The organism is Kribbella orskensis (genome assembly GCF_004342085.1).
GTDB lineage: Bacteria > Actinomycetota > Actinomycetes > Propionibacteriales > Kribbellaceae > Kribbella > Kribbella orskensis.
Map to the genome: position 1 here is coordinate 71,165 of NZ_SLWM01000018.1, position 15,658 is coordinate 86,822.

Annotated in this window: 18 protein-coding genes; 15 read left to right on the forward strand and 3 right to left on the reverse strand. The window is 69.3% G+C overall.

What is annotated here, in order from left to right; all coding sequences use genetic code 11:
* The first annotated feature begins 55 nt into the window (after positions 1-55).
* From glgC to EV644_RS33315, 8 genes are read left to right on the forward strand one after another with little or no spacing between them, the layout of a single operon-like run.
* A complete protein-coding gene (gene glgC, locus EV644_RS33280) occupies positions 56-1,282 on the forward strand; it encodes a glucose-1-phosphate adenylyltransferase (protein WP_132193488.1) in 1,227 nt (408 codons plus the stop codon).
* Entirely contained in the window at positions 1,279-2,574 is a 1,296-nt protein-coding gene (gene kynU / locus EV644_RS33285; RefSeq protein WP_199240133.1) for a kynureninase, read from the forward strand. The genes glgC and kynU overlap by 4 nt, the downstream gene beginning before the upstream one ends.
* A complete protein-coding gene (locus EV644_RS33290; protein ID WP_132193491.1) occupies positions 2,571-3,881 on the forward strand; it encodes an FAD-dependent oxidoreductase in 1,311 nt (436 codons plus the stop codon). Before kynU ends, EV644_RS33290 begins: the two co-directional genes overlap by 4 nt.
* Positions 3,878-5,383: a 2-hydroxymuconic semialdehyde dehydrogenase gene (locus tag EV644_RS33295; RefSeq protein ID WP_132193493.1), complete on the forward strand. Its 1,506-nt coding sequence runs from the start codon at positions 3,878-3,880 to the stop codon at positions 5,381-5,383. Before EV644_RS33290 ends, EV644_RS33295 begins: the two co-directional genes overlap by 4 nt.
* A complete protein-coding gene (locus EV644_RS33300) occupies positions 5,383-5,832 on the forward strand; it encodes a RidA family protein (protein ID WP_132193495.1) in 450 nt (149 codons plus the stop codon). The genes EV644_RS33295 and EV644_RS33300 overlap by 1 nt, the downstream gene beginning before the upstream one ends.
* Positions 5,833-5,836: 4 nt before the next feature.
* The gene (locus tag EV644_RS33305) at positions 5,837-6,355 is read left to right on the forward strand and encodes a 3-hydroxyanthranilate 3,4-dioxygenase (protein ID WP_132193497.1); all 519 of its coding nucleotides are present in this window, start codon (positions 5,837-5,839) and stop codon (positions 6,353-6,355) included.
* A gap of 55 nt (positions 6,356-6,410) precedes the next feature.
* Entirely contained in the window at positions 6,411-7,418 is a 1,008-nt protein-coding gene (locus EV644_RS33310; protein ID WP_132193499.1) for an amidohydrolase family protein, read from the forward strand.
* Positions 7,411-8,133, forward strand: coding sequence for an alpha/beta hydrolase family protein (locus EV644_RS33315; RefSeq protein ID WP_132193501.1), 723 nt, complete (start codon positions 7,411-7,413; stop codon positions 8,131-8,133). The genes EV644_RS33310 and EV644_RS33315 overlap by 8 nt, the downstream gene beginning before the upstream one ends.
* Positions 8,134-8,320: 187 nt before the next feature.
* On the opposite strand, the gene EV644_RS33320 is transcribed toward EV644_RS33315, so the two are convergent.
* Positions 8,321-8,995, reverse strand: coding sequence for an O-methyltransferase (locus tag EV644_RS33320; protein ID WP_132193503.1), 675 nt, complete (start codon positions 8,993-8,995; stop codon positions 8,321-8,323).
* 144 nt (positions 8,996-9,139) lie between these two features.
* Positions 9,140-9,922, reverse strand: a complete 783-nt coding sequence (locus tag EV644_RS33325) for a DeoR/GlpR family DNA-binding transcription regulator (protein WP_112244167.1) — start codon at positions 9,920-9,922, stop codon at positions 9,140-9,142.
* 101 nt (positions 9,923-10,023) lie between these two features.
* Here EV644_RS33325 and EV644_RS33330 point away from each other — a divergent pair, with 101 nt between their 5' ends.
* On the forward strand, positions 10,024-10,905 hold the full coding sequence (locus EV644_RS33330; protein ID WP_132193505.1) for an SIS domain-containing protein: 882 nt from the start codon (positions 10,024-10,026) through the stop codon (positions 10,903-10,905).
* 36 nt (positions 10,906-10,941) lie between these two features.
* Here EV644_RS33330 and EV644_RS33335 read toward each other — a convergent pair whose 3' ends face one another.
* The gene (locus EV644_RS33335) at positions 10,942-12,135 is read right to left on the reverse strand and encodes an MFS transporter (protein WP_132193507.1); all 1,194 of its coding nucleotides are present in this window, start codon (positions 12,133-12,135) and stop codon (positions 10,942-10,944) included.
* A gap of 86 nt (positions 12,136-12,221) precedes the next feature.
* Here EV644_RS33335 and EV644_RS33340 point away from each other — a divergent pair, with 86 nt between their 5' ends.
* The 6 genes from EV644_RS33340 (at position 12,222) to EV644_RS46750 (ending at position 15,604) form a co-directional block, all read left to right on the forward strand.
* Positions 12,222-12,806, forward strand: a complete 585-nt coding sequence (locus EV644_RS33340) for a CGNR zinc finger domain-containing protein (protein WP_132193509.1) — start codon at positions 12,222-12,224, stop codon at positions 12,804-12,806.
* Positions 12,803-13,024 (forward strand): biotin/lipoyl-binding carrier protein, encoded by a 222-nt coding sequence (locus tag EV644_RS33345; RefSeq protein ID WP_112244158.1) that lies wholly within the window; start codon positions 12,803-12,805, stop codon positions 13,022-13,024. The genes EV644_RS33340 and EV644_RS33345 overlap by 4 nt, the downstream gene beginning before the upstream one ends.
* A gap of 160 nt (positions 13,025-13,184) precedes the next feature.
* A complete protein-coding gene (sigE, locus tag EV644_RS33350; protein WP_132193511.1) occupies positions 13,185-13,919 on the forward strand; it encodes an RNA polymerase sigma factor SigE in 735 nt (244 codons plus the stop codon).
* Positions 13,916-14,527 carry an anti-sigma factor family protein gene (locus tag EV644_RS33355; protein WP_132193513.1) on the forward strand — a complete coding sequence of 204 codons (612 nt, stop codon included), beginning with the start codon at positions 13,916-13,918 and terminating at the stop codon, positions 14,525-14,527. Before sigE ends, EV644_RS33355 begins: the two co-directional genes overlap by 4 nt.
* A gap of 3 nt (positions 14,528-14,530) precedes the next feature.
* Entirely contained in the window at positions 14,531-15,268 is a 738-nt protein-coding gene (locus EV644_RS33360) for a sigma-E factor regulatory protein RseB domain-containing protein (protein ID WP_242001034.1), read from the forward strand.
* Between the two features lie 69 nt (positions 15,269-15,337).
* Positions 15,338-15,604: a hypothetical protein gene (locus EV644_RS46750; RefSeq protein WP_242001035.1), complete on the forward strand. Its 267-nt coding sequence runs from the start codon at positions 15,338-15,340 to the stop codon at positions 15,602-15,604.
* Positions 15,605-15,658 lie beyond the last annotated feature (54 nt).

The following is a 15,658-nucleotide window of genomic DNA, read 5'->3' on the forward strand; positions in this document are numbered from 1 at the left end:
TGGCGACACTCGCAACCGTCTATTGCGAAGGGCCGAGCGAAGCTAAGGTGCGGACATGGCGAAGGCACCCAGAGTTCTCGGAATCGTGCTGGCCGGCGGCGAGGGGAAGCGGCTGATGCCGCTGACGGCGGACCGGGCCAAACCGGCCGTGCCGTTCGGCGGTAGTTATCGCCTGATCGACTTCGTGCTGTCCAACCTGGTCAACGCGGGCTACCGCAACCTGTGCGTGCTGACGCAGTACAAGTCGCACTCGCTGGACCGGCACGTCACGCTCACCTGGCGGATGTCGACCCTGCTGGGCAACTTCGTCACCTGCGTGCCGGCCCAGCAGCGGCTCGGCCCGCAGTGGTACCAGGGCAGCGCCGACGCGATCTACCAGTCGATGAACCTGATCAACGACCACCAGCCCGACATCATCGTCGTCTTCGGCGCGGACCACGTGTACCGGATGGACGCCTCGCAGATGGTGGCGGCGCACGTCGAGCGCGGCAACGGCGTCACCGTGGCCGGCATCCGGGTACCGCGGATCGAGGCGTCGGAGTTCGGCGTGATCAAGACCGGCGACGACGGGCACACGATCGCGGAGTTCCTGGAGAAGCCGGCCGACCCGCCCGGGCTGCCGGACTCGCCGGACGAGACGTTCGCCTCGATGGGCAACTACGTGTTCACCGCGGACGTGCTGGTCGAGGCACTGCGCAAGGACGCGGCGAACCCGGCCTCGCGGCACGACATGGGCGGCGACATCGTCCCGATGCTGGTTGCCGAGGGCAAGGCCGGGGTCTACGACTTCAAGGACAACGACATCCCGGGCGCGCTGGAGCGGGACCACTCGTACTGGCGCGACGTCGGTTCGCTGGACACCTACCACGAGGCGCACATGGACCTGGTCTCGATCCAGCCGGTGTTCAACCTCTACAACTCCGACTGGCCGATCTTCACCTCGCACCCGCAGCTTCCGGGCGCGAAGTTCACCGACAACGCGACCGTCGGCGAATCGATCGTCTGTGCCGGCTCGATCATCTCCGGCGCGGTTGTGGACCACTCGGTGCTGGGCGCCAACGTGATCGTCAGCGCGGGCGCGAAGATCGACCACGCGGTCATCATGGACAACTGCAAGATCGGCGCCAACGCGGTGCTGAAGAACGTCATCCTGGACAAGAACGTGATCGTGCCGGACGGGGTGAAGATCGGCGTCGACCCCGACCTGGACCGCGAGCGCGGCTTCACCGTCAGCAAGGGTGGCGTGACGGCGATCGGGAAGGGCACGGTCATCGAGGCGTGAGCGCAGCAGCAGCAGCAGCCGAGTCCGAGTCCGAATCCAGGGCCCAGTCGCTGGACGCAGCCGACCCGGGCCACCGGGAGCTGTTCGACATCCCGCCGGTGGACGGTGGCCCCTACCCGGACGTGGCGTACTTCGCCGGCAACTCCCTCGGCCTGCGGCCCAAGGCGACCCGGACCGAGTTGCTCGAGGATCTCGACTCTTGGGCGGCCCTGGGCGTCGAGGGCCACCTGGACGCGGCCAGGCCGTGGTTGCCGTACCACGAACTGCTCACCGGCCCGGCTTCCCGCCTGGTCGGGGCGCTCCCGAGCGAGACCGTGGTGATGAACTCGCTGACGGTCAACCTGCACCTGCTGATGGTGTCGTTCTACCGGCCGACGCCCGAGCGCTTCCGGATCGTGATCGAGGACTCGGCGTTCCCCTCGGACAGCTACGCGGTCCGCTCGCAGGCGCGCTTCCACGGCTTCGACCCGGACGACGCGGTGGTCCGCCTCCGCCCGCGCGAAGGCGAGGACTGCCTCCGTACTGCGGACGTCGTCGAGCGGCTGGGATCCGATGTGGCCCTGGTCCTCCTGGGCGGCGTGAACTACCTGACCGGCGAGCTGATGGACATCCCGGCGATCACCGTCGCGGGTCACGCCGCCGGTGCGGTGGTCGGGTGGGATCTCGCGCACGCCGCGGGGAACGTCCCGCTCGCGCTGCACGACTGGGACGTGGACTTCGCCGCCTGGTGCTCCTACAAGTACCTGAACTCCGGCCCGGGAGCACTCGCCGGAGCCTTCGTGCACGAGCGCCATCTGGGTGACCCGTCGCTGCAGCGGTTCGAGGGGTGGTGGAGCACGGACGCGGCCAGCCGGTTCGAGATGGCCGCGGTGTCGCGTCCCCCCGCGTCGGTGGACGCCTGGCAGGTGTCGAACCCGCCGATCTTCTCGATGAGCCCGGTCCGGACGTCCCTCGAGCTGTTCGACAAGGTCGGCATCGGGACACTCCGCGAGCGCAGCATCCGCCTCACGGCGTACCTGGAGAGGTTGCTCGCCGGCGTCACGCCGGGCCGGCCGCTCCAGGTGATCACGCCGGCCGACCCGGCTCGCCGCGGCGCCCAGCTCTCGCTGCGGATCGGCGGCGCCCGTACTGCGGGGGAGCTGGCGAAGGTGCTCCGCTTCGAGTTCGGGGTGATCGCCGACGCCCGCGAGCCCGACGTACTGCGCCTCGCGCCGGTTCCGCTCTACTCGACGTACCACGATTGCTGGCGCGCGGCACAGGCGCTGGCCGAGACAGTTCCGGAGAATGCATGAGTGAGCGTGTTGCCATCGTCGGTGCTGGGCTGGCGGGGAGCCTACTGGCCTGCTTCCTGGCGCGGCGGGGTCTGAACGTCACCCTGTACGAGCGGCGGCCGGAACCGCGCGGTGGTCAGGCCGAGCGGGGGCGGTCGATCAACCTGGCGATCTCCGAGCGCGGTCTGGACGCGTTGCGCCGGATCAACCTGGTCGACCAGGTGATGGCCGACGCGCTGCCGATGAAGGGGCGGATGATCCACCCGGTGGAAGGGCCGCTGGACTTCCAGCAGTACAGCGCGAGCGGTGAGCGGGCGATCAACTCGATCAGCCGGGGTGCGCTGAACAACGCGCTGCTCGACGCCGCCGAGGCTGCTCCCGGGGTGGAGATCCGCTTCGAGCACCGGCTGCTCGAACTCGACTCGCAGGCCGGGAAGCTGATCTTCGAGACACCCGCGGGCAAGGTCGAGGCGCATGCGGACGTAGTACTGGGTGCGGACGGGGCCGGGTCCGCAGTACGGGGGCAGTTGCTGGCTGAGGGGGCCTTGAGCGAGGAGGTGGACTTCCTCGACTACGGGTACAAGGAGCTGAGCATCCCGGCGGCCGGCGGCGAGTTCGCGCTGGACCCGGGGGCGCTGCACATCTGGCCGCGCGGGACGTCGATGATGATCGCCCTGCCGAACCCGGATCGGTCCTTCACCTGCACCTTGTTCTGGCCGACCGGCAGCTTCGACGCGCTGAACACCTCCGCTGCGATCGAGGAGCACTTCCGCACGCAGTACCCGGATTTGTTGCCATTGGCCCCTGAACTGGTCGATGACTACCGGCACAACCCGGTCGGCGTACTGGGCACCGTGCACACCCAGCCGTGGCAGGCGCACGGGCGGACTGCACTGGTCGGGGACGCGGCGCACGCGATCGTGCCGTTCTACGGGCAGGGCGCGAACTGTGCCTTCGAGGACGTGGTCGAACTGGACCGCTGCCTCGGTGACACCGGTGGATCCTGGGCGCGGGCGCTGCCGTTGTACGAGCACCGGCGGCGGGAGAACACCGAGGCGATCGCGGAGATGGCGCTGGCGAACTTCGTCGAGATGCGGGACAAGGTCGCCTCCCCGGTCTTCCGCCTCGGCAAGCGCATCGAGCACGCCCTCGAACGCCACCTCCCGGGCCGCTACGTCTCCCGCTACGAACTCGTCTCCTTCTCCACCACCCCGTATGCCGAGGTCCGCGACCGCGTCCACCGCCAGCACCAGTACCTCGCCGCCGCGGTCCTCGCCGGAGCGGCGGTGCTCGGCGCCGCGGCCCGAGCGGGCAGGAGACGACGATGAACGCGACGTTGTGGCGGCCGGAACTGTTGACCGGGGAGCCGAGCGAGGCGGGGCTGCTGCGGAACTTCGTCGATGGCGCTTTCGTCTCCAGCGAGTCGACTTTCGCCAAGCTCAGCCCCGTGACCGGGCAGAAGATCTTCGATGTCTGCGAGGCGGACGCGGCGACGGTGGATGCCGCCGTGACCGCGGCCCGGGCGGCCTTGAAGGGCCCGTGGGGAAGGATGAGCGAGCAGGAGCGGTCGGTGATCCTCCGCCGAGTCGCGGACGAGTTGGAGCGGCGCTTCGACGACCTGGTGGCCGCCGAGGTGGGCGACACCGGGAAGTCGATCAGCCAGGCCCGCACGCTCGACATCCCGCGCGGCGCGGCGAACTTCCGCGCCTTCGCCGACTTCGCGACCACCGCCTCCACCGAGTCGTACACGACCACCCTCGCTGACGGCCGCCGGGCACTGAACTATGCGGTCCGCAAGCCCGTCGGGGTGGTCGCGATCATAGTGCCGTGGAACCTCCCGTTGCTGCTGCTGACCTGGAAGGTGGCCCCGGCGCTTGCCTGCGGCAACACTGTGGTGGTGAAGCCCTCGGAGGAGACCCCGTCCTCGGCCACCGTTCTCGCCGAGGTGATGGCGGATGCCGGAGTACCGGCTGGTGTCTTCAACCTCGTGCATGGCTTCGGTCCGTCCTCGGCCGGGGAGTTCCTGACCAAGCATCCGGGGGTCGACGCGATCACCTTCACCGGGGAGTCGGCGACCGGCAGCGCGATCGCGAAGGCGGCGGCCGACGGGGTCAAGGCGACGTCCTTCGAGCTGGGCGGCAAGAACGCGGGCCTGATCTTCGCGGATGCCGACCTCGATGCGGCCGTGGAGGGATCCGTCCGCTCGGTCTTCACCAACGGCGGCCAGGTCTGCCTGTGCACCGAGCGGCTGTACGTCGAACGCCCTGTGTACGAGGAGTTCTGCTCGCGGCTGGCCGCGCGGGCGAGTGAGCTGACGTTCGGCTGGCCCTCGGACGAGGCGACAGTGAACATGCCGCTGATCTCGCAGCAGCACCGCGAGAAGGTCCTCGGGTACTACGAGCTGGCGCGCTCGGAGGGAGCCAAGTTCCACGCGGGCGGCGGTGTCCCGACCTTCGGGGACGCCCGCGACAACGGTTGCTACGTGCAACCGACGGTGGTCACCGGGCTGCCGGCGGACGCCCGGACGAACACCGAGGAGATCTTCGGTCCGATCTGTCACATCGCCCCCTTCGACACCGAGGAGGAGGCGTTCGTTCTGGCCAACAACAGCAAGTACGGGCTCGCGGCAACCGTCTGGACCCGCGACGTCGGCCGGGCGCACCGCGCGGGAGCGGCGCTCGAGGTCGGCATCGTCTGGGTGAACACCTGGTTCCTCCGCGATCTGCGGACTCCGTTCGGCGGCGTGAAGCTGTCCGGGATCGGCCGCGAGGGCGGCAATCACTCGCTTCACTTCTACTCCGAGCTCACCAACGTCTGCGTGGAGTTGTGATGAGCTCCGAGGCGAAACTGGTGGCGGGGAAGGCGACGCCGCGCGGGCGGTTCCCGCACGTGAAGGTGGCAGGTGGATTCGCCTATGTGTCGGGGACGTCGAGCCGGTTGCCGGACAACACGATCGCGGGCGCCTCGGTCGACGAGTTCGGCACGACGACGCTGGACATCCGTGTGCAGACCCGGGCGGTGCTGGAGAACATCCGGGACATCCTGAAGGCCGTCGATGCCGACCTGAGCGACCTGGTCAGCGTCACGACGTACCTGGTGTCGATGAACGACTTCGGCGGCTACAACGAGGTGTACGGCGAGTTCTTCGACGAGAACGGGCCGGCCCGCACCACGGTCGCAGTACATCAACTGCCCCATCCTCAACTACTGATCGAGATCCAAGCCGTTGCGGCCATTCCGGCTGATCGACGCAGCCCGCAGCAGACACTGGAGAGGTGACGTGATGGTCAACCTGGAGTCGACGAACTTCCCGGAGTGGATCGAGAACAACAAGCACCTGCTGAAGCCGCCGGTCGGCAACAAGCAGATGTTCCCCACCGGCGACGACTTCATCACCATGGTGGTCGGCGGGCCGAACCAGCGCACCGACTTCCACGTCGACCCGTACGAGGAGTTCTTCTACCAGATCAAGGGCACCATGCACGTCGACGTGATGACGGACGACGGGCCGGGCCGGGTCGACATCAACGAGGGCGAGATGTGGGTGCTGCCGCGCAACATGCCGCACTCGCCGCAGCGCGACGCGGGCTCGATCGGCCTGGTGATCGAGCGGGTCCGGGAGCAGGGCACGCTGGAGAAGTTCCGCTGGTACTGCGCCAACTGCAACGGCGTGGTGCACGAGGTGGAACTGCAGGTCAACGACATCGTCGAGGACCTGCCGCCGGTGTTCAAGGCGTTCTACGACAGCGAGGACGCCCGCACCTGCCCGAACTGCGGCACGGTCCACCCAGGCAAGGGCTGATGCGGGAGAGCGGGCAGCTTCGGCGGCAGCGTGCGGTTCTCGCGGCGGAGTCCGCGTGACAGCGCGGACAGTCGACGTCCACACCCACCTCGTCCCGAAGGGCTGGCCTGACCTGGCCCAGGCTTGTGGCGGGGAGGGCTGGCCGTGGTTGCGGATCGACTCCGAGCGGGCCGCGATGATCATGGTGGGGGAGAACGAGTTCCGCCCGATCGGGCCGCAGACCTGGGACCCGGCGGTGCGGCACCAGGACATGGCGGCCGACGGCGTCGACCTGCAGGTGGTGTCGCCGACGCCGGTGTTCTTCGCCTACGACCGCCCCGCCGACCAGGCGGTGAAGGTGTCCCGGATCTTCAACGACCTGACCCTCGAGACGCTGGCCGGCGACGACAGCCTGGTCCCGTTCTGCCAGGTGCCGCTGCAGGATCCGGACGCGGCCTGCGCCGAGCTGGATCGTTGCCTGGACGCCGGACACGTCGGGGTGGAGATCGGCAACCACGTCGGCGACAAGGATCTCGACGACGCCGGGATCGTTGCCTTCCTCAAACACTGTGCCGAGGTGGGTGCGCCGGTGCTGGTGCACCCGTGGGACATGCCGGGCGGCCCGCGGCTGGACCGGTGGATGGCCCGCTGGCTGACCGGGATGCCCGCGGAGACGCATCTGTCCCTGCTGGCGATGATCCTGGGCGGCGCCTTCGACGAACTGCCGCCGTCGTTGCGGCTGTGTTTCGCCCACGGTGGCGGGAGTTTCGCGTTCTGGCTTGGCAGGGTGGAGAACGCCTGGCACCGGCGCGGCGACGTCGTACCGGGGCGGTCGCAGCATCCGCCCAGCCACTACCTGGACCGGTTCTCGGTCGACACCGTGGTGTTTGAGCAGGCAGCGTTGCGGTTACTGGTGGACACCCTCGGCGAGGACCGGGTGATGGTCGGCAGTGACTACCCGTACCCGCTCGGTGAACGGCCCGTCGGGGAGGTTGTCCGGCGGGCCGACTGGCTCTCCGAGGTACAGCAGGTCAAGCTGCTGTCTGACAACGCCCTGCGTTTCCTAGGGAGGTCAGATGAGTGAGAACCGTTCTGTCCTGTCCCGCGAGGCCGCCGACCCGGACGAACTGCTCCGGTACGGCGACCACGAGGACCAGGTGATCGACGTCTGGCACGCCAAGGAGTACCGGCCCGCGATCGTGTTCATCCACGGCGGGTTCTGGCGGCCGGAGTACGACCGGGTGCACGCCCGGCCGCTGGGGGAGGCCCTGACCGCCGAGGGATGGTCTGTGGCGTCCATCGAGTACCGGCGCGAGCCGGGGAACCCCGACGCCACCCTGGACGACGTACGGGCCGCTCTGGAGAGGCTGCCGGATCTGATGGACCTCCACGCGGGCTTCGTCCTCGCCGGCCACTCGGCGGGCGGCCAGCTGGCGTTGTGGGCCGCGGCAACCATGAATCCGGTCCGCCTGCGCGGCACTGTCGCCCTAGCCCCGGTGGCCGACCTGCTGATGGCAGACCGCCTCGGCCTCGACGGCGGCGCAGTACAGGACTTCATCGGCAGCGGCGTCCGCAACGACCTGGACCCGGTCCACCTCCCGGCGCCGATCACCCCGGTCTCGATCGTCCACGGCACCGGCGACACCCGCGTCCCGATCACCATCGCCGACTCCTACGTCTCCGCCCACCCCACCGCCCGCCTGATCCCCGTCCAGGGCGCCGGCCACTACGACGTCATAGACCCAGAAACCGACGCCTGGCACCAGGTAACCGCAGAACTAACCAAACACTCCGGCTAACCCGCGTAGTCACCTCGCAGAGGCTCAACAGCCTCCAGACGCGCAACGGGGCGCCCGTAGTACCTAGAGAAACCCACAATGGTGCTAATCGAAGGGCTGATTAGCGCCATTGTGGGTTTCTCTAGGTAGTTCCTCCCAGGATGCTGCTGGCCAGAGTCCTGCGTCGTCAGTGGCGAACGGGGGACGGTCAGGGCCGCTTGACGGCGGTTAGGAGGCCGTCGCCTGCTGGGAGGAGGGCGGAGACCAGGTCGTCGTTCTCGCGGATCGCGCGGATGAGGTCGCGGATGGCGTTGGTGTCGGGGTCGCGGTGGGAGGGGTCGGCGACGCGGCCTTCCCAGAGGGCGTTGTCGAAGGCGACCAGGCCGCCGGGGCGGAGCAGGCGGAGGGCTTCGTGCAGGTACGCCGTGTACTCGCGCTTGTCGGCGTCGCAGAAGACCAGGTCGTAATGGCCGTCGGTGAGGCGGGTGACCACGTCCAGCGCGGAGCCGGCGATCAGCCGGAAGCGGTTCGAGGGGACGCCCGCGTCCAGGAAGGTCTTGCGGGCGAGGCGCTGGTTCTCGGCGTCGATGTCGACCGTGGTCAGCGTGCCGTCGGTGCGCATCCCGCGCAGCAGCGCCAGCCCGGAGACGCCGGTGCCGGTGCCGATCTCGACGACCGCCTTGGCGCCCACCGCGGCGGCCAGCATGCTCAGCGCGGAGGCCGCGCCGGGGCCGATCGCGGAGATGCCGCTGTCCTCGGCGCTCGCCCGTGCACCGGTGACGACCTCGTCCTCACCGGTGTAGTCCTCGGCGTAGGCCCAGGACGTGGGGTCGATGCCCGTGGCGATGATGCCCTCCCTGATCGATGCCGCTGCGGTACTCATCTAGGCCGAAGCCTAGCGTCCCGGGGCGCTCAGCCAGCGTCTCCCGCGCGGGGGCTGCGCACTCTTGCTCGTAACTTCGGCCCTTGAGCAGATATGATCGTGCTGACAGGTCAGAAATCACCCTTGAAGGAGGTGCGGGCGATGTCAGGACCGAATGACGTCGATGCCGGCTTCCTTGAAGACGGCCAGCTGGGACTCGTCCGCCTGGGCGTCGGTGACGAGGGTGTCGATCTCGCTCAGCTCGCAGATCCGGGCGAAGGCCCGCTGGCCGAGCTTGCTGGAGTCGGCCACCACGACCACCTTGGCCGCGCGGCTGACGATCAGCTGGTTGATGTTCGCCTCGCCCTCGTGGTGGGCGGTGGCGCCGGTCTCGTCGATCCCGTCGACGCCGATGAAGGCGATGTCCAGCGACAGGTCGGCCAGGATCCGGTGCGACAGCGGGCCGATCATCTCGTAGGACTGCGGCCGGGCGACGCCGCCGGTCAGCACCATCTTCACGTGCGGCCGGACGATCAGCTCGTTGGCGATGTTCAGCGCGTTGGTGACGAGGGTGAAGGCCGGCTCACCGTGCTCGGCGGACAGCTCCGGCCGGGTGGCCAGCGTCCGGGCCACCTCGGAGATCGTGGTGCCGCCGTTCATGCCGATCACCATGCCGCGGCGGACCAGCGTGGCCGCGGCCTGCGCGATCCGCTGCTTCTCCGACGCGAAACGCGCAGTCTTGTAGCGCAGCGGCAGGTCGTACGAGACCGCGTTGGCCACCGCGCCGCCGCGGGTCCGGGTCAGGAGTTGCTGTTTTCCCAGGTGGTCCAGGTCGCGCCGGATCGTCGCCGCGGACACGTGCAACTGCTCGGCGAGCTCGTCGACATCGATCGCGCCCTTCTCGGCGAGCGACTCGAGCAACGTGTTCAGACGTTCATAACGCTTCACCCGGGGCTCCTCCTTCACACAATCGGTCAGCCGGACGGCTGCCGGTTGGCACCATTCGATCACGTTCGAGCAGTTTCGACCATTACATCTCCGGAGACGACATGACCGACACGCCATTCGTGAGCACTGAGATCGCCACTCAGCCGGACCTCTGGCGGCAGGTGTCGACCGGTTTCGCGCAGTACGGTGGCGCATTGCCCACTCCCGGTCAACGGGTTGCAGCCGTCGGCTGCGGCACCTCCTGGTTCATGGCGATGGCGTACGCCGCGCTGCGGGAGGATCTCGGCCAGGGTCTGACCGACGCGTTCGCGGGGTCGGAGTTCCCGGCCGGCCGCGAGTACGACGCGGTGGTGGTGATCAGCCGGTCCGGTACGACGACCGAGGTGCTCGAGCTGATCCGGCAGACCAGCCTTCCGACGATCGCGATCACCGCGACCCCGGGGTCGCCGATCGTCGATCTGGCCGACCAGACGATCCTGCTGGACTTCGCCGACGAGCAGTCCGTCGTACAGACCCGGTTCGCCACCACGACGCTGGCCTTGCTCCGGGCGTCGCTGGGGGAGGACCTGACCCAGGCCGCGGCCGACGCCGAGACGGCGCTCACGGTCGACGTGGACGAGCTGGCGAAGCTCGAGCAGGTCACCTACCTCGGCACCAGGTGGACCGTCGGCCTGGCGCACGAGGCCGGCCTGAAGCAGCGCGAGGCGGCGTCGGCGTGGACCGAGGCGTACCCGGCGATGGACTACCGGCACGGCCCGATCGCCATCGCCCAGCCCGGCCGCGGCGTCTGGATCTTCGGTACTCCGCCCGAGGGCCTGCTGGAGGACGTGGCGGGGACCGGCGCGACGATCGTCCACCACCCCGACCTCGACCCGATGGCCTCCCTGGTGGTGGCCCAGCGGGTGGCGGTCGCCAAGTCCCTCGCCCTGGGCCTCAACCCGGACCAGCCCCGCAGCCTCACCCGCTCGGTCATCCTCGACTGACACCCCGCCCACGCCGCTGCGGCTGCTGCGCGAGGCTCAGAGTCGGGCCGGGGTGACGGCCCGACTGAGAGTCGAGAGGTAGCCAAGAGCCGAGGCGGCGAGGAGTGCTGCTCCCACGGCCAGGAGCGCAGCGTGGGTGCCGATGACCGGCACCAGGAGTCCGCCGGCGGCCTGGCCCAGAGCAGCCGCGCCGACGCGCAGGCTGGCGGCTGTGGTGCTCACTCGGCCCTGCAGTTCAACAGGGCTGTACTGCTGACGCGCGGAGAACATCGCCGGCAGCATCGGCCCCTCCAGCAGACCGGTGGCAGCGGCAAGCACCAGGAGGACGGCAAGGCTCGATGCGAGCGGCCAAGTGGTGAAGGCCAAGCCGTAGAGCGCCACCGACACCATCACCACGTGCTCGGGGCGCCAGCGGGTCTGCCAACGCCCGAGCAGCAGGGCTGTCGCGACGCTCCCGATCTCCAGAGCAGTCCACAGGTACCCCGCGGCGGACCTCGGAGCGCCCAGCGACTCCATGTGCAGCGGCAGCGTGATCAGCAGGACGCCCATGACCCCCATGAGCAGCGTGGTCGTGACAGTGGAGGCCCGCAGCCGTGGAGTACGAGCCAGGTGTGCCAGGCCGGCCACTACCGAGCCCAGGAAGGGTGCTCGGTCAGCAACGTCGATCGCGGCAGGTAGTGCGGGCAGCCGCATGATCGCGAAGATGCTGAGCGTCGCGGTGACGGCAATGACCGCTGCGGCAGCTTCGACCGAGACGGCCGCAGCGATCGTGGCAGCCGCCGCCGGACCGGTGATCGTGGCTGCACCGAAGCTCGCGGCCTCCAGCGAGTTCGCTCGCGCCAGCAGCGGCTGGGGGACCAGGCTCGGCAGCATGCTGGTAAAACCCCCGCTCACGAGCGGTAGCGTCGTACCGGCGAGAGCGGCCAGGGCCGGCGTGACCCAGTGAGCGGTATGGCCCACAACAGCGAGCATGGCCAGCATCACCGTGCCCAGGACAGCCTGGTTGAGGCCGAGCGCAGTACGCCGGTATGGCGTGCGGTCGAGCCAGGTGCCGAGCAGTGGGCCGGTGACGACGGCGGGGAGGGCGTAGGCGGCTCCGGTAAGACCAGCCAGCGCCGGGCTGTCCGTGCGCTCCAGCACGAGCAGCACGAGCGTGAACGCCACCATCTCGTCCCCGACCCGGGCCAGCGTCGCGGCGAGGTAGTAGCCGGTCGGAAGCCGCTCGGACATCACCCAACCTCCTGTAACGCATAAGTGGTCGTTACGCGTTACGCTAACAAAGCCGTTACGATGCCGCCACCGGAAAGGAGGCTCGCGTGGAGACCCTGCAGACACCGGACCGGCTGATCCGGCTCGCGGTGGACCTGGTGAACACCAAGTCGCTGGACCCGGAGAAGCTGACCTCACCCGAGGCGCTCGAAAGGTTCCTGCTCGACCATGGCGAGCCCACAGCGGACGTCGACGAGGACGACCTCGACCAGGTGAAGGCGGTCCGCGAGCGGATCCGCCCGGTCTTCCACGCCGAGCCCCGCGACGCCGCGAGAATCCTGAACGACCTGCTCGCCGAGTACGCAGTACGGCCCTATCTGTCCGACCACGACGGTGCCCCGTGGCACCTGCACGTGGCGAGGCAGGAGGCGAACTGGGCCGAGTGGCTCGCCGCCGGTACTGCGCTCGGCCTGGCGGGGTTCGCCGCCGGGCACGGGTTCGCGGCGATCGACTCGTGCGCCGCCGAAGACTGTGAGCGAGTCTTCGTGAACCCGGCCGAGCGACGCCCCCGCCGCTTCTGTACGCCGACGTGTTCCAGCCGCACCCGCGTAGCGTCGTACCGGGCGCGCAGAGCCGCTCGCGACGGGCCTAGGATCGACTCGAGGATCCAGGAGCAGAGGAGTGCACGTTGAGTCACACCGTGGTGGCAGAGCTGGTGGCGAACGTCCAGAAGGTCACCGCCAAGGCCGGGGACACGGTGGGCCCGGAGGACACCCTGGTCATTCTGGAGTCGATGAAGATGGAGATCCCGGTGCTCGCCGAGGTGGCGGGCACCATCACCGAGATGAAGGTCTCCGAGGGCGAAGTCGTCCGGGACGGGGATCCCATCGCCGTGATCGAAGAGAAGTAGAAACTCAAACGTTGATGTCAGCTCGCGCGTCCAGTACTACGAGTGCGATCACCGGGCCGGGGAACTTCCCGGTCACGGAGGCCGTTGACCCGTCGTACCGGCATCTCAGGGTTCAACCCGGGTGTCCCCGACGTGCGCAGAGGACGGTGAACACGGCACCATGGTGGTCACGCTCGTTGCCCCGCAGAGTGCGGATCGCAGGACGGGTACCCAGGGAGGCGTTGCCGTGAAGCCGGTCGACACCTCCGTGGCGCCTGCGTTCGCCCCCCAGCAGACCCCCGCCGAGGCCCGGTCCAAGGTTCAGGCCGAGGCCGACGCCGAGGTGCTGCCGTCCTGGGACGAGATCGTCCGGACCCACTCGGCCCGCGTCTACCGGCTGGCCTACCGCCTGACCGGCAACAAGCACGACGCCGAGGACCTGACCCAGGAGGTCTTCGTCCGGGTCTTCCGGTCGCTGTCGTCCTACACGCCGGGCACCTTCGAGGGCTGGCTCTACCGGATCACCACCAACCTCTTCCTGGACGGCGCCCGCCGCCGGCAGCGGATCCGCTTCGACGGGCTGCCCGACGATGCGCACGACCGGCTGCCGTCCAAGGGCTCGGGCCCGGCGGAGAAGCTCGACCACGACCTGTTCGACCACGATGTGCAGCACGCACTGGACGCGCTGCCCGAGGACTTCCGGGCCGCCGTGGTGCTCTGCGACATCGAGGGCATGACCTACGACGAGATCGCGGACGTGCTCGACGTGAAGCTGGGCACCGTGCGCAGCCGGATCCACCGCGGCCGCTCGATGCTGCGCAAGCACCTCGAGCACCGTGCGCCGCGGTCCGGCCAGACCCGTGTCAGTGGCCCGCCCGCCGACGGGCCGTTCGGTGCCGGAGGTGACGACCGGTGACGCTGCAACACCCCCTGGACAAGCTGAGCGCCGTTGTCGACGGTGAGCTCGACCACGATTCCCGCGACAGGGTGCTGAGCCACCTGGTCGGCTGCGACGCCTGCCGGTCGGAGGTGGACGCCCAGCGTCGCCTGAAGACCCGCCTGGCGGCCACGCCGGACCCGGAGCCCTCGACCGACCTGATGCAGCGCCTGCTCGGCGTTCCGTCGTTCTCCCCGGAGCCGCGCGAGGAGGTCCGCCCGGTGCTCACGCCGGCGATCTCGCTCAGCCCGCAGCGCTCCGCGTTCCCCGCCGCCCGGACCGGAGCCACCCGCCCCGGCACCCGTACGGCGGCCCGCTCCCGCCGGCGTACCGGAGTACTGGGTGCAGCCGGCTCGGCTGCCGCCGTCGCGTCACTGCTCGGTACTGCGTTCGTGCTGGGTGACCCGGCGCGGCAGGAGCAGCCGCCGGTGCTGCAGCCGCCCGTGGCGAGCTTCTCGTCCGACTACGCCGCCGCCACGAACGGAACCCCGTTCGCGGATCCGGTGGCCCTGCTGAACTCCTTCAACGGGGCTGGCTACGCCGGGCTGAGCCCGACGCTGCAGCCGGTGGCTCTGACGGGGCGCTGAGGAGTGAGCCTCTCCCGGCTCGCCGTCCTGGTCGGCACCGCGCTGATCGGCTTCGGCCTGCCCCTGCCCGCAGCAGCCACGCCTGCGCCCTCCGGCCAGCGCGAGGACTCGCCGTCGGCCGTCACCTGGCTGGCGCGCGCCGCGGCCGCTCCGGACCTCGTCTCCTTCCACGGCACCCAGATCATCACCTCCTGGGGACCGCAGGGTTCGAGCTCGGCGATGCTCGACGTCGTGCACGCCGCCTCGCAGGGGACCGAGATCAGCGTGCTCGGATCCTCTGCATCACCGGGCGCCAAGGCGTTCGTGCAGCGGGCCAACCATGCTGTCGGCCCGACCATCGACGGCGGACCCCTCGCACTGCTGCAAGCGACGTACCAGCTGGTCTACAAGTGCTGCACGGACACCATCGGGCGGGCCGCCGTGATGATCGAGGCACTGCGAGACGACCAGACCCTCGCCGCGCGCTTCTGGATCGACAAGACGACCGGGCTGCTGCTGCAGCGGCAGCTGTTCAACGTCGACGGCAAGACGATGGTGCGCGCCACTGTGTTCACACAGCTGGAGATCGAGGACTCCGAGTTCCTCGGGCACTTGCCGCCGATGGCGCCGGGTGGAGTGGAGTCGGTCGGCATGAGCAAGGTCGACAACCTCCGCTCGCAGGGCTGGACCTGCTCGGCCGCGCTGCCCGCGTCCCTTCAGCTGTACGACGTGCACCAGGACACCGCGACCAAGTCCCTGTAGTTCTCGTACTCCGACGGCCTCTTCAACGTCTCCCTCTTCGAGCAGCGCGGGCAGCTCGACCCGGCCGCCGTGGCGGGCTACACGGCTACTACGACGCCCGAGGGCGCCCGGGTCTACCAGCGCTACGGCATGCCGTCGTACGCGGTCTGGTCGTCCGGAGGGATCGTCTACACGCTGGTCGGCGACCTGCCGTCCGACGTTCTCGGCCAGGTGGTGGCGGCTTTCCCGCACGTGCCGCCACCGAGAGTCACGGCTGTCCAGAGAATGGGCACGGGACTGGCCAAAATCGCGTCTTGGCTCACTCCGATGGGTGCTCTCTCCCACAAGCTGGGATAATCAAGTGTGGGGGTACCTCCCGGCGATCCCGGCGGGGCACTTCGACCACGAGAC

What these genes read in the sequence shown, in the direction of transcription:
- glgC (WP_132193488.1), top strand. Translation starts at nt 56, where the DNA reads ATGGCGAAGGCACCCAGAGTTCTCGGAATCGTGCTGGCCGGCGGCGAG.
- EV644_RS33290 (WP_132193491.1), top strand. Translation starts at nt 2,571, where the DNA reads ATGAGTGAGCGTGTTGCCATCGTCGGTGCTGGGCTGGCGGGGAGCCTA.
- EV644_RS33295 (WP_132193493.1), top strand. Translation starts at nt 3,878, where the DNA reads ATGAACGCGACGTTGTGGCGGCCGGAACTGTTGACCGGGGAGCCGAGC.
- EV644_RS33300 (WP_132193495.1), top strand. Translation starts at nt 5,383, where the DNA reads ATGAGCTCCGAGGCGAAACTGGTGGCGGGGAAGGCGACGCCGCGCGGG.
- EV644_RS33305 (WP_132193497.1), top strand. Translation starts at nt 5,837, where the DNA reads ATGGTCAACCTGGAGTCGACGAACTTCCCGGAGTGGATCGAGAACAAC.
- EV644_RS33315 (WP_132193501.1), top strand. Translation starts at nt 7,411, where the DNA reads ATGAGTGAGAACCGTTCTGTCCTGTCCCGCGAGGCCGCCGACCCGGAC.
- EV644_RS33320 (WP_132193503.1), bottom strand. Translation starts at nt 8,995, where the DNA reads ATGAGTACCGCAGCGGCATCGATCAGGGAGGGCATCATCGCCACGGGC.
- EV644_RS33330 (WP_132193505.1), top strand. Translation starts at nt 10,024, where the DNA reads ATGACCGACACGCCATTCGTGAGCACTGAGATCGCCACTCAGCCGGAC.
- EV644_RS33335 (WP_132193507.1), bottom strand. Translation starts at nt 12,135, where the DNA reads ATGTCCGAGCGGCTTCCGACCGGCTACTACCTCGCCGCGACGCTGGCC.
- sigE (WP_132193511.1), top strand. Translation starts at nt 13,185, where the DNA reads ATGGTGGTCACGCTCGTTGCCCCGCAGAGTGCGGATCGCAGGACGGGT.